We start from the raw sequence: 13,886 nt of genomic DNA on the forward strand, positions 1-13,886 counted from the left end.
CCTTGATGACGCAGCATTTTCACCCGCGCTTGGCCGCTACGAAAACTCGTGATAAACGAGATTTCGTAGTTCAATTACGAGATTTCGCAATGGCAACGACGCCAATGCCCGTCCACGACGAGGTGGCCTCCGTCATCGACCCGCGCATCGCGGCCTTCGAATCCTCGGTCGAGGCGATGCTGCTGGTCGATCCCTACGGCGACCAGATCGTCGATGCCAATCCCGCCGCCTGCGCCCTGCTCGGCTACGACCGCGCTTTGCTGCGGCAGACCAGGGCCAGCACGCTCCACGCCGGCGAGCTTGCCGCCCTCACCGTCTTCACCCAGGCCGTGCTGCACAAGGGCGCCTACTGGACCACGGCGCTCAATCCACGCCATGCGACCGGGCAAGATCTCAAGCTCGAATATGCCGGCTGCCTGCTGCCGCATGACGGCCGCACGCTGCTGCTGCTGACGCTGACCGATCTCGAAGCCCGCCGCCGGCGCAATGTCGATGCCGCCGCCGAGGACCATATGCGCGGCGGCATCTCGACTTGGCAGCGGGTCGAGCGCGTGTTCCAGGACATCGAGCGCGAGAACCAGTTGATCCTGCGCGCCGCCGGCGAAGGCATCTATGGCGTCAACGCCGAAGGCAAGACCACCTTCGTCAATCCCGCGGCCGAGCGCATGCTGGGCTGGACCGCCGAGGAGCTGGTCGGCAAGGAGATCCACCCGATCGTCCACCACACCCACCACGATGGCCGGCACTATCACAACCACGATTGCCCGATCTATGCGGCGTTCCGCGACGGCGCCGTGCACCAGGTCGACGGCGAGGTGTTTTGGCGCAAGGACGGCTCGCCCGCCTGGGTCGAATACACATCGACGCCGATCCGCGATCGCGGCGTCGTGGTCGGCGCCGTCGTGGTGTTTCGCGACGTCAGCCAGCGCCGCGAGGCCGCCGAGAAGCTGCACGCGGCGCTTGCCGAGGTCGACCGTCTGCGCGAGCGGCTCGAGCTGGAGAACGCCTATCTCCAGGAGGAAATCCGCATCGAGACCAATCCGCGCGGCATCATCGGGGGCAGCGAGGCGATCCAGAAGACGCTGCGCCAGGTCAAGCTGGTGGCGCCGACCACCGCGGCGGTAATGATCACCGGGGAATCCGGCACCGGCAAGGAGCTGATCGCGCGCGCCATCCACGAGGATTCCACCCGCAGCGACCGGCCGCTGATCCGTGTCAACTGCGCCGCAATCCCGCGCGAATTGTTCGAAAGCGAGTTCTTCGGCCATGTCCGCGGCGCCTTCACCGGCGCAACGCGCGACCGCATCGGCCGCTTCGAGCTCGCCGACGGCGGCACGCTATTCCTCGACGAGGTCGGCGAGATCCCGCTCGAGCTGCAAGGCAAGCTGCTGCGCGTGCTGCAGGAAGGCCATTTCGAGCGTGTCGGCGAGGCGCGCACCCGCGCCGTCGACGTTCGCGTCATCGCCGCGACCAATCGCGATCTCAAGCAGGAGGTCCAGCGCGGCCGCTTTCGCGAGGATCTCTACTTCCGTCTCAACGTGTTTCCGATTGAGACCGTCCCCTTGCGCGAACGCCGCGAGGACATTCCCCTGCTGGCCCAGCATTTCCTGACGCGCGAGAGCAAGGCGCTGAAATCGAACCTCCGTCTGTCGGAGGGCGATGCGCGGCGGCTGACCCGCTACGACTGGCCCGGCAATGTCCGCGAACTGCAGAACGTGATCGAGCGCGCTGCGATCCTGGCGCAGAACGGCCGCCTGCGCATCGATCTGCCCGATACTTCAGGCGCACAAGCGCCTAGCGGCGCCACCCGCCATAGGCCCGACGCGCGCCCCGCAATCATGACGTCGTCGGAAATGCGCGACCACGAGCGCGCCAACATTCTCGCCGCGCTCGAGGCCTGTGCCGGAAAAGTTTTCGGCCCCGGCGGCGCCGCCGAGATCCTCGACATCAAGCCGACCACGCTGGCCTCACGGATCAAGGCGCTGGGAATCGCACATCGTCCGCAAGGGGCCCATCCTTCGAGACGCCCGCTTTAGGCGGGCTCCTCAGGATGAGGTCGGAGTGCGCGGCCACAGTATCGACAGACACCGGTGCCGCTTAGCCTCATCCTGAGGAGACCGCGAAGCGGTCGTCTCGAAGGACGAGGCGCGCGCTCAGGCTGCCTTGGTGGTGACGTCCGATGCGATCGGCAGGCCCTGCTCGATCGGCAGCGACGGATCGCGTGACCATTCGTTCCAGGAGCCGAAATACATCCGCACGTCCTTTACGCCGGCGTTCTTCAGCGCCAGGAAGGTGTTCGAGGCGCGCGCCCCCTTGAAGCAGTAGAGATAGACCGGCGTAGTCTGCGAGATGCCGACCGTGGCGCATTCGGCCAGAATCTCATCCTTCGATTTGAAGCGCGGGCCTTCGGCGGTCGGCTTCATCATGCGATACCATTCCAGCCACACGGCGCCGGGAATGCGGCCCTTGCGCGGGCAGAAATCCTTGCCGTACGGGGACGAGCTGTCGCCAATCCACTCGTCGACGTCGCGGACGTCGAGGATCGCGATGCCGGGCTTGCCGACGGCGGCGAGCATGGTCTTGGCGTCGATCAGGATCTCGCCCGCTTCAGGCACGATCGAGAACGAGGCCTTCTCAGGCGCGGGCACATCCTTGGTCACCGGGAAGCCCGCGGCCGACCAGGCGTCGAAGCCGCCATGCAGCACCTTCACCTTGGGATAGCCGAGCATGGTGAGCAGGTAATAGCCGCGGCAGGACTGGCCGAAGCCGGAGTTCATCGACTGTTCGTAGATCACCGCCGTCTCCTTGCCGGAGAGACCGGCGCTGCCGAACGCATCGGCGAACTTGGTCTTGAGCTCGGCCATGCCCTCGGGCGTGGAGGTCGCGAGGAACGTGAAGATCTCATGCACGTTGACGGCGCCCGGCAGATGGCCGGCGGCGTAGGCGTCGGGATTGCGGGTGTCGATGACGACACACGGCTCGGTCTTCAAGAGATCGGCGAGTTCGACGGCAGTGATCAGAACGTCAGTCATGGCAGCCTCTCCGTTGAGGTTGGTGGGGGTGGACTCGTAGAACTCAAGAACTTGGAACTCAGAAATCGGCGAGCATCTTGCGCAGCTGCTTGGTGGCCGGCGTGACGATCGCGACGAAATAGGCCTCGCGCAGGCGCCGCTGCGCGCGGTGGCTCTTGAGGTAGCCGCGGGCACCACAATGCAGCATCGCCGCATGCGCCGCCGCGACACTGGCTTCGCCGGCGCGCAGCCGCAGCGCAATCACCTTGCGCCAGTAGGTCTCCTCCTCGTTGTAGGGATCGCGCGCCAGCGCCATGGTCTCGGCCTCGAGCTCGGCGGCGAGCTCGCGGAAATGCACCGGCTGCTGCGGCAAATAGCGGTTGATATGGCCGAGGGGATTGTCGACCTCGTCCATGATGTTGATGCAATCCTTGATCACCCCCAGCGCCATGCCGGCCTGCAGCAGGATGAAGCCGGCGCGGATCTTCTTGACGAAGGGCGCGGCGGGATCGGCCAGGATCAGCTCATCGGGCACGAAAGCGTCGCGGAACTGCACGCCATAGGTGCCGGTGCCGTCCATCGCGAGGAACGGCTTGCAGGGCGTCAGCGTGATCGCGGGGTCGGAGCAATCGGCCAGGAACATGACAGTGCCGGGCTCGCCACTTGCGATGCCCGCATCATCCTCGCGCTCGAAGATGGTGCCGAAGTAGTGATCAGGCCCGAGGTTGGAGACCCAGGGCAACGCACCGCGCACGATATAGCCGCCCTCGACCTTGCGGCCCTTCAGCTTGAGCTTCTCGATGCCGAAGAAGCTCTTCATGGGATTGGAGAGCCCGGTGCCGCCAAGCACGCGGCCGGTCGAGAAGGCATCTCCGAAGCGCTTTGCGAGCTTCACATTGGTGGAGTTCGCCGCGTACCAGACCAGCGTGTTCTGGCACCACGCCATGAAGGCCGTGGCACCGCAGACCTCGCCGATCGCCGCCATCGCCTGGATCGCGCAGCGCAAATCGGCGGGGCCTTCGTGCGGCACGTGGCTGCCCCACGCCCCGACCGCGCCGAACTTGCGCAGCACCTCGGCTGGATAGACCGAACCGTCGTCGATGCCGGCGGCCAGCGGCGCGAGCTCTTGGCGCGCGATCCGCGCCACCTCGTCCGCAATGGACGGTGCGGGCTGATCCAGAACGTCGGCCCGCGATAAAGCCAGTGAACCCATGATCGTCTCCCGCACCCTGTCCTGATTGCCGTCTGCTAGATGCCGACCTCGAGATTGACCGGCCGCGTGAAGGTGTTGGCGACCGGCGACCATTTCTTCACATGGGCGACCAGCGCGTTGATCTCGTCCGGCGAGATGCCCTCGCATTCCATGTCCACCTTGACGCGGACATCGGTGAAGCCGACCGGCTTGTCGGAGGTGTCACCGGTGCCCCAGACCGCGGTGATGTTGAGATCGCCTTCGAGCTCGAGCTCGAGCTTGTTGACGATCCAGCCGCGGTGCACGGCGTTGGCATGCAGGCCGACCGCAAGGCACGAGCCGAGCGCGGCGAGCGAGGCTTCCGACGGATTGGGCGCGGTGTCGTCACCCAAAAGCCCCGGCGGCTCGTCGACGATGTAGGGCGGCAGGTTGCGGATATAGTTGGCGTGGCGGAATTTGCCCTCCGCGACCGTCTTGCACTTCAAGGTCTTGATGACCTTCGGGTTTGCCTTGCCGTTGGCAATCAGTTGCTCGAGCCCGTTCTTGTCGATGGGCGCGAGGCACCCCGTCAGCACTGTCTTCTGAACGACGGCAGTCATCAATCTTCTCCCTGGCAGAAGTGGAAATCGGCAGGATACCGAACGGTCTGTTTCCTTGCATGGAGCGTGCCAGATCTCGCGAAAAACAAAAGGCGAGGCTTTGGAGCCGCTTAAGCGTCGCTGCCTGCAGATTGGTCAGCCCACTCCTGCTCAAAGGCGGAGCAGACGCGCGCGCGGATGCGAATCTTTTCGGCGCCGAACAGATGCGGCTTGCTGATGCGAGGCGGCTGCGATTAAGTTGTCGCTCATGGCAAAGCCGTCATCGAAGAAGAATCCGCCCCGCGCCGCTGCCGGCGACGACGAATCCGCACGAGGGCGCCTGCTCAGCGCCGCAACGCATCTGTTCTGCAAGAACGGCATCAACGCCACCGGCATCGATGCGATCATCGAAGAGGCCGGCACCGCCAAGACCACGCTCTACAAATTATTCGGCTCCAAGACCAACCTCGTCAACGCGGTGCTGGAGAGCGAAGGCAAGCAATGGCGCGAATGGTTCATCGGCGCCATGGAGCAAGGCGGCGGCGATGCGCAGGCGAAACTCACGCGCATCTTCCCCGCGCTGAAGAGCTGGTTCGCCGAAGAGCGCTTCTACGGCTGCCCCTTCATCAACGCCGTCGGCGAGCACGACAAGGATGCCAAGCAATTCCGCAACATCGCGCTGAAGCACAAGAAGATCGTGCTCGGCCACATCGAGAAGCTCGCCGGCGAGCTCGGCTCGGCCGAGCCTGCAGTGCTGGCGCACCAGCTCGGCCTCATCATCGACGGCGCCATCGTCGCCGCGATGATCTCGCGCGACCCGGCCGTCGCGGATACCGCGGCGCTTACGGCAGGCCCCCTGCTCGGCCAGGCCAAGGCGAAGAAGAAGCGCGCGGCGGAGCAGCTCGAGGCGGTGTGATCGCGCTTTTCTTGTAGCCCGCATGGAGCGCAGCGGAATGCGGAGACACCGTCCCGGATTGCGCTCCGCTCCATCCGGGCTACGAAAATATCGTGGGCAAAGGCGCGCAACGCCGTGCCCACCATTACCGCCTCAGTTGATCGCTCAAAGCATGGCGGCAAGCTACGCTTTGTCCGTCCTAAGATGTCGTTCAAACTGGACTACATTGTGCCCAAATGCTGCTAGGGGCTCCCACCGAGCATCTTGACCTCAGCTGCGGCCGCCTGTGCTTCCACGAACATCGGCGGACAATCTACAAGCGCCAGTCCGAACAGCCGCCGCGCCTCCTCCTTCAACCCACGCTGCAAAGCGAGTTCAGCGGTGAAGAAATTCGCTTCGCAAATCTGGCCCTTCTTCTTAATCGGATCGGGATCGTCGGCCACGTGCAGCACGTCGTCGGCCGAAGTCGTTCCCAAGAATAGTCGGATTATCGGCGCAGGCCATTTAGTCATGTCGAGCTTGCCAGTCGCATCCGAGAGCGTACTCGCCGCATTCCCGCGCCGGGCCGCAATCTCGCGCCACAACGCGGTGTAGCTGTCCTTGGGATCAATCTCCCTCGACCGATCCAGATAGGTGACCGCCTTTGCCGGAAAACCGGCTTGAAGCTGTACCATGGCACAGGGACGATAGATGCCGGCTGCCTTCGAAGCGAGCTCGATTGCCCGGTCACACGCCGCAACGGCGCGCTCCGAATCGCCCATAGCCAGGTAGGTCAAGCTACGACAGACGTAAGGATATACATCCTTCGGGTCAAGCGACGCTGCGCGGTCGCAATCGGCCATCGCCCGCGTGAGATCACGCGCGGCCCTGTATTCGGCCGCACGGTAGACGTACGCAGCCCGATAGGCCGGATCGATCTGTATCGCCCGAGCAAAATCCGACATTGCTCCATCGGCATTGCCCTTCCTGCTGTGCGCTTCTCCGCGCGCCAGATAAGCGGCCTTGTACATTGGATTGAGCTGAACAGCCTGATTGGACGGGGCTGGAGCCAGCTCGCTCCTGTAGTGAGCTTCCGTGCTACGCGCCCGCTGGGACGGATCGGAATTGAACTCGATCGTCTTGGTATAGTCGGCAATCGCGCGATCGAGATCGCCTTTTCTTACGTACGCAACCCCGCGACTGTAGTATGCGCGCTGCTCTCTTGGTGCCAGCCGAATGATCTCGTCATAATCCGCAATGGCCCGGTCGAACTCGCCCAGTTGAAGAAAGGATTCGGCACGAAAGTAATAGAAAGAATCGTTCCTTGGCTTGTTCTGGATGGTTTGTTCGAGTTCGGCCAATGCCCGCTCTCTGTGCCCCCTGGCGAAGTAAACTCGGCTGCGGCATAGCTGGCCACCGCCGTCTTGCGGGCTGATCCCGACCACTCGATCACAGTCGGCCATGGCACGATCGGCATCCCCATTGCGGAGGTGAGCAAGACCTCGCTCGACACGCCCTTGGACATTGTCCGGATGGATCAGCAGGGCCTGATCGTAGTCTGCGATAGCGCGGATGAAGTTGCCTCTCTCTCCGTAGATTCGCGCGCGCCCCAGATATGCCTGGGTATTTTTGGGATCGAGCACAATCGCCTTGTCGTAATCCGATAGAGCGGCGTCGGAATCTCGCTTTTGCAGAAACGCAGAAGCCCTCTCGAATCGGGCGCTCGGATTGTCTGGATAATGCGAGATGATCTCGTTGTAGTCCGCTATCGCAAGGTCGATCTCGCCCTTCTGGCGGTAGAACATGGCGCGGCGGAAGCGCGCCATGACCACACCTTGCTGCATGTCCTTCCCCGCCGCCTGAATGATCGCGGTGCAGCCTGCGATCCTGTCATCGAGGCTGAAATTGCCGACCGCGTTACACTTGGAAGCCAACGGCATTTCCGCGCGAGCGCCTGACATTTCGAGCAAGGCCGTCAGCGCCAAAACACCAACGCTTGCTGCCGCACGAACTCCTGCGCGGCCGATCCTTCCAAACATGCAGTCCCCACTCAATTTCCAGAGACTTCATAGCAACCAATCTTGTCTATGCACAGCCCTTGGTTGCGCACTTGCAGGCGACGGGTCCGTGCGGCCCGATGCTCAGGCCGACTTGGCCATCATCCCCTGAAGCCGCACCAGTTCCGCCTCCAGATCACCGCTCCACATCCACTGCCCTAATGTCGAGCACGCGACGCGCCTCGAGCCGTGTCCGCCTACGCCTCGACGATCTGCAACAAGGCCTCGCGAAAAGCCAGCGCGGCTGGTCCGAGCGGCTGGTCCAGCCGGTGCGCGAGATAGGCTTCTGCGGCAACCTGGCTGCGCCGTCCGAGGGCGGTGGTGGCAAGGCGCACGAGGCGCCTTTCCCTCAGATCGCGCTCCACCAGCCAGAACGGCAGGCGGCCCCAGCCGAGACCGGCGAGAATCATCGCATGCTTGGTGTCCTGATTGGTGACCCGGCAGGTCTGGGGCGAAAGCACACCGAACATGCGCCCTTCCGTCAGCGGCGTCGGATCGGACAGAACGATCTGCAGATGATCGGCCAGATCCTGAAGGCTGATCCTGTTGCGCGATTGCCGCCTCGCCAATGGGTGATCGACGGAAACGACGGCAACCTGCTCGACCGACGAGATCGCCTCGAGTGCGATCCGCGGATCGCGAAAATCCTCGCCGACCACGATCGCAAGCGAACTGCGCTTGTCGATCAGCGAGGCGATCGGTCCACCCAGCGGCTCGACCGCAAGCCTGATTGAAACCGAGGGATAGGCAGCGCGCATCTTCGTCAATGCTGCGCCGACCATGCCGATCGGAAACAACGTGTCGATTGTCAGGGAAAGCTCGAGTTCGACTCCCTCGCCAAGGCCCCGGGCTCGCGCCCGCATCGCATCGACCCTGAGGAGAATGTCACGCGCGTTGGCGAGCAGTGACTGCCCCTCGGGCGTCAGGACCGGCCGATGACCCGTGCGATCGAACAGCGCAACACCCAGTTCGGCCTCCAGATTGGCGATGGCATGGCTGATGGCGGACTGAACACGGGACAGCCGAGCCGCGGCCGCCCGGAAGCTCCCGCATTCCGCCACCGTCACGAATGTTCGCAACTGATCTAGCGTCAGCACGTCCAGCATGATCTATCCAATCGATCGAACTCATCGATCTTATCGCGCTACCGCTGATCAAGCACAGACCTATTTTGGCTGCTAGCCCCCACCTAAGAGCGAGGAAGCAAAATGACGAAGGTCCTGGTGCTGTACTACTCGTCCTACGGTCACATCGAGACGATGGCTGAAGAGATGGCCCGGGGTGCACGGGAGGCCGAAGCCGAAGTCGCCATCAAGCGCGTGCCGGAAATTGTTCCCGACCACGTCGCGCAGAGGGCCGGATACAAGGTCGATCAACGCGCCGACACCGCCGCCGTGGCCGAATTGCCGGACTACGACGCGATCATCCTTGGCACCCCGACGCGTTTCGGGAACATGGCCGCGCAGATGAAGAACTTCCTCGACCAGTGCGGCGGCCTGTGGTTCGAGAACAAGCTCGTGGGCAAGGTCGGCAGCGTCTTCACATCGACGGGCAGCCAGCATGGCGGCCAGGAAAGCACCATTCTGTCCGTGCACAGCGTGCTGCTGCACCTCGGCATGGTCGTGGTCGGGCTGCCCTACACATTCAAGGGACAGATGCGCATGGACGAGGTCACCGGATGCTCGCCCTACGGCGCATCGACCCTCGCCGACGACGGCAGCGGCGGGGATCGTCGTCCAAGCGCCAACGAACTGGCCGGGGCACGCTTTCAGGGACGCCATGTCGCCGAGATCGCTCGCGCCCTGGCCGCTGGGCGGCTCACGGAGGCGGCCTGATGGCGGCGGCAGCACCTGCCTCGTCCTTGCGAGATCGGCATTGGCATGTGGTGAGCATCGTCGTGGGCTCCGGCGCCGTCGCCGCGATCCAGGTGGGGAAGGCTGCGATCGCCACGCCCATGCTGCAAAAGGATCTGGGCCTTGACCTCGCCGCTGCCGGCTGGCTGACCGGGATCATCGCTGTTCTCGGCCTTTTGGGCGGTATCCCTGCCGGCTCCCTCGTCGCCCGCGCCGGAGATCGGCGAAGTCTCATTCTCGGCCTCGGGCTGCTCATCCTTGGCGCCATCATCGGCGCGCTCGCAACCGACTATGCGGTGCTTCTCGCATCGCGCATCGTAGAAGGCTCAGGATTTCTTCTGATCATTGTTGCGGGTCCGGCGATCCTGAACAGAGCCGTCCCGTCGGGGCAGCAAGACGTTCCGCTTGCCCTGTGGAGCTGCTTCATGCCGGCCGGCATTGCGCTCGCGATGCTCGTCGGGACGTTCTTCAGCGACTGGCGCGCACTGTGGTGGGGCAGCGCCGGTCCTGCAGCGATCGCCATCGTGGCCGCGTGGACAAGTATTCCGGCTGCCCCGAGGCGCATCTCGGCATCGTGGAGGCGCACGATGTCGGATGCCATGCGCGTGGCGGCAAGCAAGGGCCCGCTTCTGCTGGCCGGATGTTTTGTCCTCTACAGCCTGATGTTCTTCGCGCTGTTCAGCTTCCTCCCGGTGCTGCTGATGGAGCGGATGAACATCCCCCATGGCACCGCCGGCACGCTCAGTGCTCTCGCCACCGCAAGCAACATCATCGGCAATGTCGCTGCCGGCTACCTGCTCGCGCGCGGCGCCCGGCGTTCAGTGCTGCTCGTCGCGGCCTGTCTGGCCATGGGCTTTTCAGGTCCTGGCATCTTCTTGCAGATGTTCAGCGATACGCCGACGCTTCTGCTGTGCATCCTGTTCGCGGCGGTTGGTGGCCTGATGCCGGCCGTCCTGATCTCATCGATCCCGTTGCTCGCGCCATCCGCCGCACTCATTCCTGTTGTCACCGGTCTGGTGATGCAGGGCAGCAATCTCGGCCAGGTGGCCGGGCCTGTCGCGGTCGGAAGTGCCGTTGAAGCCTATGGGTGGACAGCCGCACTGGCCATCATCCTGATCGCCGCGCTGCTTGCCGCCATCATCGCCGCATCCGCCCGCTTCGATGACGCCCCAGCCCGCTGAGATTCTACTGTCCCAACATCCCGGCAAGCCGCACCAGCTCCGCCTCGAGATCGCGCTCCACATCCACTGCCCGGATGTCGAGCACCCGATAGTCGCGCGCCTCGAGCCAAGTCCGCCGTCCCGCGCGATCGGCCGCAATCGCCTCCCCCTCGCCCGGGTTCACCAGCTCGATCGCGATCCGGTGCGGGAATGAGACGAAGTCGGGGATGTGGCGCCCCACGGGAGTCTGCCGCTTGAACCCACCTGCGAAGCGGCGATCACGCGTCAGCGCCTGCCAGAGCAGGCGTTCGGCGTCGGTCGGGTTGCGGCGGAGCAGGCGGGCAAGGCCCCGCACGGTCGAGCCGCTGTCGGGGACGCCGCGGCCCTGCCCGTGCTCGGCCAGCAGCGCGCGCAGGCGCGTGGCCTGCTCGCCGTCGAGTACACCGCCCTTGGCCGGACCCTTGCGCCCCTCGGCGATCGCCATGATCACGCCGTGCAGCGTGTGCATGTCCTGCTTGGTCGGCTCCATCCGGGTGAAGATGTTGCGCAGGTTCACCAGCATGGTGTCGCGCTTCTCGGCCGGCCGCAGGAACTCGACCTTGTCGAGCTCGCGCACGAGATTGTCGAAGAAGGCCTGCACCTGGTGCTGCGAGGCGCGCTCGGATCTTTCAGGCATGGCGTGCGGCAGCGCGCCCGACGTCGCACGCTTGAACCATTCATAGCCGACCAAGAGCACGGCCTGGGCGAGGTTGAGCGAGGCAAAGCCCGGATTGACCGGGAAGGTGATGATGCGGTTGGAGAGCCCGACCTCCTCGTTGGTCAACCCCCAGCGCTCGCGGCCGAACAGGATGCCGGCCTTGCCGCCCGTCGCGACGTGCCCCGCGATCTCGGCGGCAGCCGCCTCCGGCCCCACCACGGGCTTGGCCTGGTCGTGGGGGCGTGCGGTGGTGGCGAACAGGAGGTCGAGATCGGCAACCGCCTGCTCGACCGTGTCGAACAGCTGCGCCTTCTCCAGGATATGGTCCGCACCGGCGGCGGCGCGTTGGGCCGCGATGTTGGGCCAGCCGTCCCGGGGATTGACGATGCGCATCCGGTCGAGGGCGAAGTTGCCCATGGCGCGCGCGGCCATGCCGATATTCTCGCCGAGCTGCGGCTCGACCAGGATCACGATGGGACCGTCGAGGGAAAGGCCGGCCTTGCTTTTGTCAGTCCCCGACATCTCTCTTTGCTTTCACACTGTCTCTCAAGGCCTTGGCGAGGCCGTTCTTAGGAATCGATTCAAGTCGGCGACCGGCCGGCTCGGGCGCTGCCCGCCTGTCGTTTGCCTGTCCTGACAAAATTCTCAAGGGAAATAACGGGTTGGATTCGACTTTTGAGTCTCGCCTGGAACGTGCCCCGAAGGCCTGGCCGAGGGCCGGCCGGCCGCTTCCCGCCTGCGCAAGCTGGATGAGCTAAAAGTGCATAATCCCTTGGCTTTCGCCCGCTGCTATCAGGTGCTAAGAGGCGGCGGATATTCCCGTGGCGCGCCGAAAGCGCCGTTCCCAAGAGGCTTCCCCGATCATGGCAAAAATCAAGGTATCCAATCCCGTCGTCGAGCTCGATGGCGACGAGATGACCCGGATCATCTGGCAGTACATCAAGGACAAGCTGATCAACCCGTTCCTGGATGTCGAGCTGCTCTATTTCGACCTGGGCATGGAATACCGCGACCACACCAATGATCAGGTGACGATCGACGCGGCCGAGGCGATCAAGAAGGTCGGCGTCGGCGTCAAGTGCGCCACCATCACCCCGGATGAAGCCCGGGTGAAGGAGTTCAATCTCAAGCAGATGTGGAAGTCGCCGAACGGCACCATCCGCAACATCCTCGGCGGGGTGATCTTCCGCGAGCCGATCATCTGCAAGAACGTGCCGCGCCTGGTTCCCGGCTGGACCAAGCCGATCATCATCGGCCGCCACGCCTATGGCGACCAGTACCGCGCCACCGACATCAAGTTCCCCGGCAAGGGCACCCTCTCGCTGAAGTTCGTCGGCGAGGACGGCACCGTGATCGAGAAGGAAGTGTTCAAGGCGCCCGGCGCCGGCGTCGCGATGGAGATGTACAATCTCGACGATTCCATCATCGACTTCGCCCGCGCCTCCTTCAATTACGGCCTGCTCCGCAATTACCCGGTGTACCTGTCGACCAAGAACACGATCCTCAAGGTCTATGACGGCCGCTTCAAGGACATCTTCCAGGACATCTTCGACCGCGAGTTCAAGAAGGAGTTCGACGCCAAGGGCCTGACCTACGAGCACCGCCTGATCGACGACATGGTCGCTTCGGCGCTGAAATGGTCCGGCGGCTATGTCTGGGCCTGCAAGAACTACGACGGCGACGTGCAGTCCGACACGGTCGCGCAGGGCTACGGCTCGCTCGGCCTGATGACCTCGGTGCTGCTCACCCCCGACGGCAAGACCGTTGAGGCGGAAGCTGCCCACGGCACAGTGACCCGCCACTACCGCGAGCACCAGAAGGGCAAGGAGACCTCGACCAACTCGATCGCTTCGATCTTCGCCTGGACGAGAGGCCTGTCGCACCGCGCCAAGCTCGACAACAACCCCGAGCTCGCCAAGTTCGCGAGCACGCTGGAGAAGGTCTGCGTCGACACCGTCGAGGCCGGCTATATGACCAAGGACCTCGCGCTGCTGGTCGGCGCCGACCAGCGCTGGCTCTCGACCACCGGCTTCCTCGACAAGGTCGCCGAGAACCTGACGAAAGAGCTGGCGGCGTAAGCTGTCCGCAATTTCGCCCGACTGGGCCAGACATGATCAAGGGCCGCGCCAAAGCGCGGCCCTTTTTCAATTCTGTGGCCCTCGCGCGGAGATGCGACCATGCCGATCACACTATGCCGGGCCGAACTGGGAGCTCGCCGACGGCAGCGCGGTGACGGGTAAAGCCGCCGGCAATGCGCCGGGCGCGACCGCAGCCGACATTCCCTGGCTGAAACTAGACGTCACCTCGCATCGCGGCAGCGGCGCACTCACGCCCGTGACCACGGTCCAGCGCATCAACACCCATGGCGGCAAGCTCGACGTGCCTGCGACAAGGCCGGCGAGTTCAGGAGCGCGCCCTACTCCGCCGACTACGTCTTCCTGAACAAGGGCTGAGCGTTCAGCAG

11 protein-coding genes and 1 pseudogene are annotated in these 13,886 nt (G+C 64.2%); 6 read left to right on the forward strand and 6 right to left on the reverse strand.

Features of this window, described 5'->3' with window-relative positions; genetic code table 11:
• Positions 1-89: 89 nt before the first annotated feature.
• On the forward strand, positions 90-2,036 hold the full coding sequence (locus I6F36_RS05205; protein ID WP_225132737.1) for a sigma 54-interacting transcriptional regulator: 1,947 nt from the start codon (positions 90-92) through the stop codon (positions 2,034-2,036).
• A 117-nt stretch (positions 2,037-2,153) separates the two neighbouring features.
• Here I6F36_RS05205 and I6F36_RS05210 read toward each other — a convergent pair whose 3' ends face one another.
• The 3 genes from I6F36_RS05210 to I6F36_RS05220 are packed head-to-tail and all read right to left on the reverse strand — an operon-like array spanning position 2,154 to position 4,802.
• Positions 2,154-3,032, reverse strand: a complete 879-nt coding sequence (locus I6F36_RS05210; RefSeq protein WP_036027857.1) for a sulfurtransferase — start codon at positions 3,030-3,032, stop codon at positions 2,154-2,156.
• Between the two features lie 58 nt (positions 3,033-3,090).
• On the reverse strand, positions 3,091-4,224 hold the full coding sequence (locus I6F36_RS05215; protein ID WP_225132738.1) for an acyl-CoA dehydrogenase family protein: 1,134 nt from the start codon (positions 4,222-4,224) through the stop codon (positions 3,091-3,093).
• A gap of 35 nt (positions 4,225-4,259) precedes the next feature.
• The gene (locus I6F36_RS05220) at positions 4,260-4,802 is read right to left on the reverse strand and encodes an OsmC family protein (RefSeq protein WP_027576569.1); all 543 of its coding nucleotides are present in this window, start codon (positions 4,800-4,802) and stop codon (positions 4,260-4,262) included.
• A gap of 247 nt (positions 4,803-5,049) precedes the next feature.
• On the opposite strand from I6F36_RS05220, the gene I6F36_RS05225 reads away from it, so the two are divergent.
• A complete protein-coding gene (locus I6F36_RS05225; RefSeq protein ID WP_225132739.1) occupies positions 5,050-5,697 on the forward strand; it encodes a TetR/AcrR family transcriptional regulator in 648 nt (215 codons plus the stop codon).
• 221 nt (positions 5,698-5,918) lie between these two features.
• On the opposite strand, the gene I6F36_RS05230 is transcribed toward I6F36_RS05225, so the two are convergent.
• Positions 5,919-7,694, reverse strand: a complete 1,776-nt coding sequence (locus I6F36_RS05230) for a lipopolysaccharide assembly protein LapB (protein WP_225132740.1) — start codon at positions 7,692-7,694, stop codon at positions 5,919-5,921.
• A 215-nt stretch (positions 7,695-7,909) separates the two neighbouring features.
• The gene (locus I6F36_RS05235) at positions 7,910-8,818 is read right to left on the reverse strand and encodes a LysR family transcriptional regulator (RefSeq protein WP_225132741.1); all 909 of its coding nucleotides are present in this window, start codon (positions 8,816-8,818) and stop codon (positions 7,910-7,912) included.
• A gap of 102 nt (positions 8,819-8,920) precedes the next feature.
• On the opposite strand from I6F36_RS05235, the gene wrbA reads away from it, so the two are divergent.
• Both wrbA and I6F36_RS05245 read left to right on the forward strand, forming a co-directional pair.
• Complete coding sequence (gene wrbA / locus I6F36_RS05240; protein ID WP_036012985.1) at positions 8,921-9,547, forward strand: NAD(P)H:quinone oxidoreductase; 627 nt, start codon at positions 8,921-8,923, stop codon at positions 9,545-9,547.
• Complete coding sequence (locus tag I6F36_RS05245; RefSeq protein WP_225132742.1) at positions 9,547-10,746, forward strand: CynX/NimT family MFS transporter; 1,200 nt, start codon at positions 9,547-9,549, stop codon at positions 10,744-10,746. Before wrbA ends, I6F36_RS05245 begins: the two co-directional genes overlap by 1 nt.
• A 4-nt stretch (positions 10,747-10,750) precedes the next feature.
• Here the strand turns inward: I6F36_RS05245 and I6F36_RS05250 are convergent, their stop codons facing one another.
• Positions 10,751-11,944, reverse strand: coding sequence for a TrmJ/YjtD family RNA methyltransferase (locus I6F36_RS05250; protein ID WP_225132743.1), 1,194 nt, complete (start codon positions 11,942-11,944; stop codon positions 10,751-10,753).
• 341 nt (positions 11,945-12,285) lie between these two features.
• Between I6F36_RS05250 and I6F36_RS05255 the strand changes: the two genes are divergently transcribed.
• Both I6F36_RS05255 and I6F36_RS05260 read left to right on the forward strand, forming a co-directional pair.
• Positions 12,286-13,500, forward strand: coding sequence for an NADP-dependent isocitrate dehydrogenase (locus I6F36_RS05255; RefSeq protein WP_128264522.1), 1,215 nt, complete (start codon positions 12,286-12,288; stop codon positions 13,498-13,500).
• A gap of 109 nt (positions 13,501-13,609) precedes the next feature.
• Positions 13,610-13,875 (forward strand): annotated as a pseudogene (locus I6F36_RS05260) (DUF3455 domain-containing protein); the annotation flags it as partial.
• Between the last annotated feature and the right edge of the window lie 11 nt (positions 13,876-13,886).

Origin of the sequence: Bradyrhizobium sp. BRP19, from assembly GCF_020194195.1 — a bacterium.
Taxonomy (GTDB): Bacteria; Pseudomonadota; Alphaproteobacteria; order Rhizobiales; family Xanthobacteraceae; genus Bradyrhizobium; species Bradyrhizobium yuanmingense.

Bases quoted from the DNA above. Each gene is read 5' to 3' on its own strand.
- I6F36_RS05205 (WP_225132737.1), top strand. From the start codon at position 90: ATGGCAACGACGCCAATGCCCGTCCACGACGAGGTGGCCTCCGTCATC.
- I6F36_RS05210 (WP_036027857.1), bottom strand. From the start codon at position 3,032: ATGACTGACGTTCTGATCACTGCCGTCGAACTCGCCGATCTCTTGAAG.
- I6F36_RS05215 (WP_225132738.1), bottom strand. From the start codon at position 4,224: ATGGGTTCACTGGCTTTATCGCGGGCCGACGTTCTGGATCAGCCCGCA.
- I6F36_RS05220 (WP_027576569.1), bottom strand. From the start codon at position 4,802: ATGACTGCCGTCGTTCAGAAGACAGTGCTGACGGGGTGCCTCGCGCCC.
- I6F36_RS05225 (WP_225132739.1), top strand. From the start codon at position 5,050: ATGGCAAAGCCGTCATCGAAGAAGAATCCGCCCCGCGCCGCTGCCGGC.
- I6F36_RS05230 (WP_225132740.1), bottom strand. From the start codon at position 7,694: ATGTTTGGAAGGATCGGCCGCGCAGGAGTTCGTGCGGCAGCAAGCGTT.
- I6F36_RS05235 (WP_225132741.1), bottom strand. From the start codon at position 8,818: ATGCTGGACGTGCTGACGCTAGATCAGTTGCGAACATTCGTGACGGTG.
- wrbA (WP_036012985.1), top strand. From the start codon at position 8,921: ATGACGAAGGTCCTGGTGCTGTACTACTCGTCCTACGGTCACATCGAG.
- I6F36_RS05245 (WP_225132742.1), top strand. From the start codon at position 9,547: ATGGCGGCGGCAGCACCTGCCTCGTCCTTGCGAGATCGGCATTGGCAT.
- I6F36_RS05250 (WP_225132743.1), bottom strand. From the start codon at position 11,944: ATGTCGGGGACTGACAAAAGCAAGGCCGGCCTTTCCCTCGACGGTCCC.
- I6F36_RS05255 (WP_128264522.1), top strand. From the start codon at position 12,286: ATGGCAAAAATCAAGGTATCCAATCCCGTCGTCGAGCTCGATGGCGAC.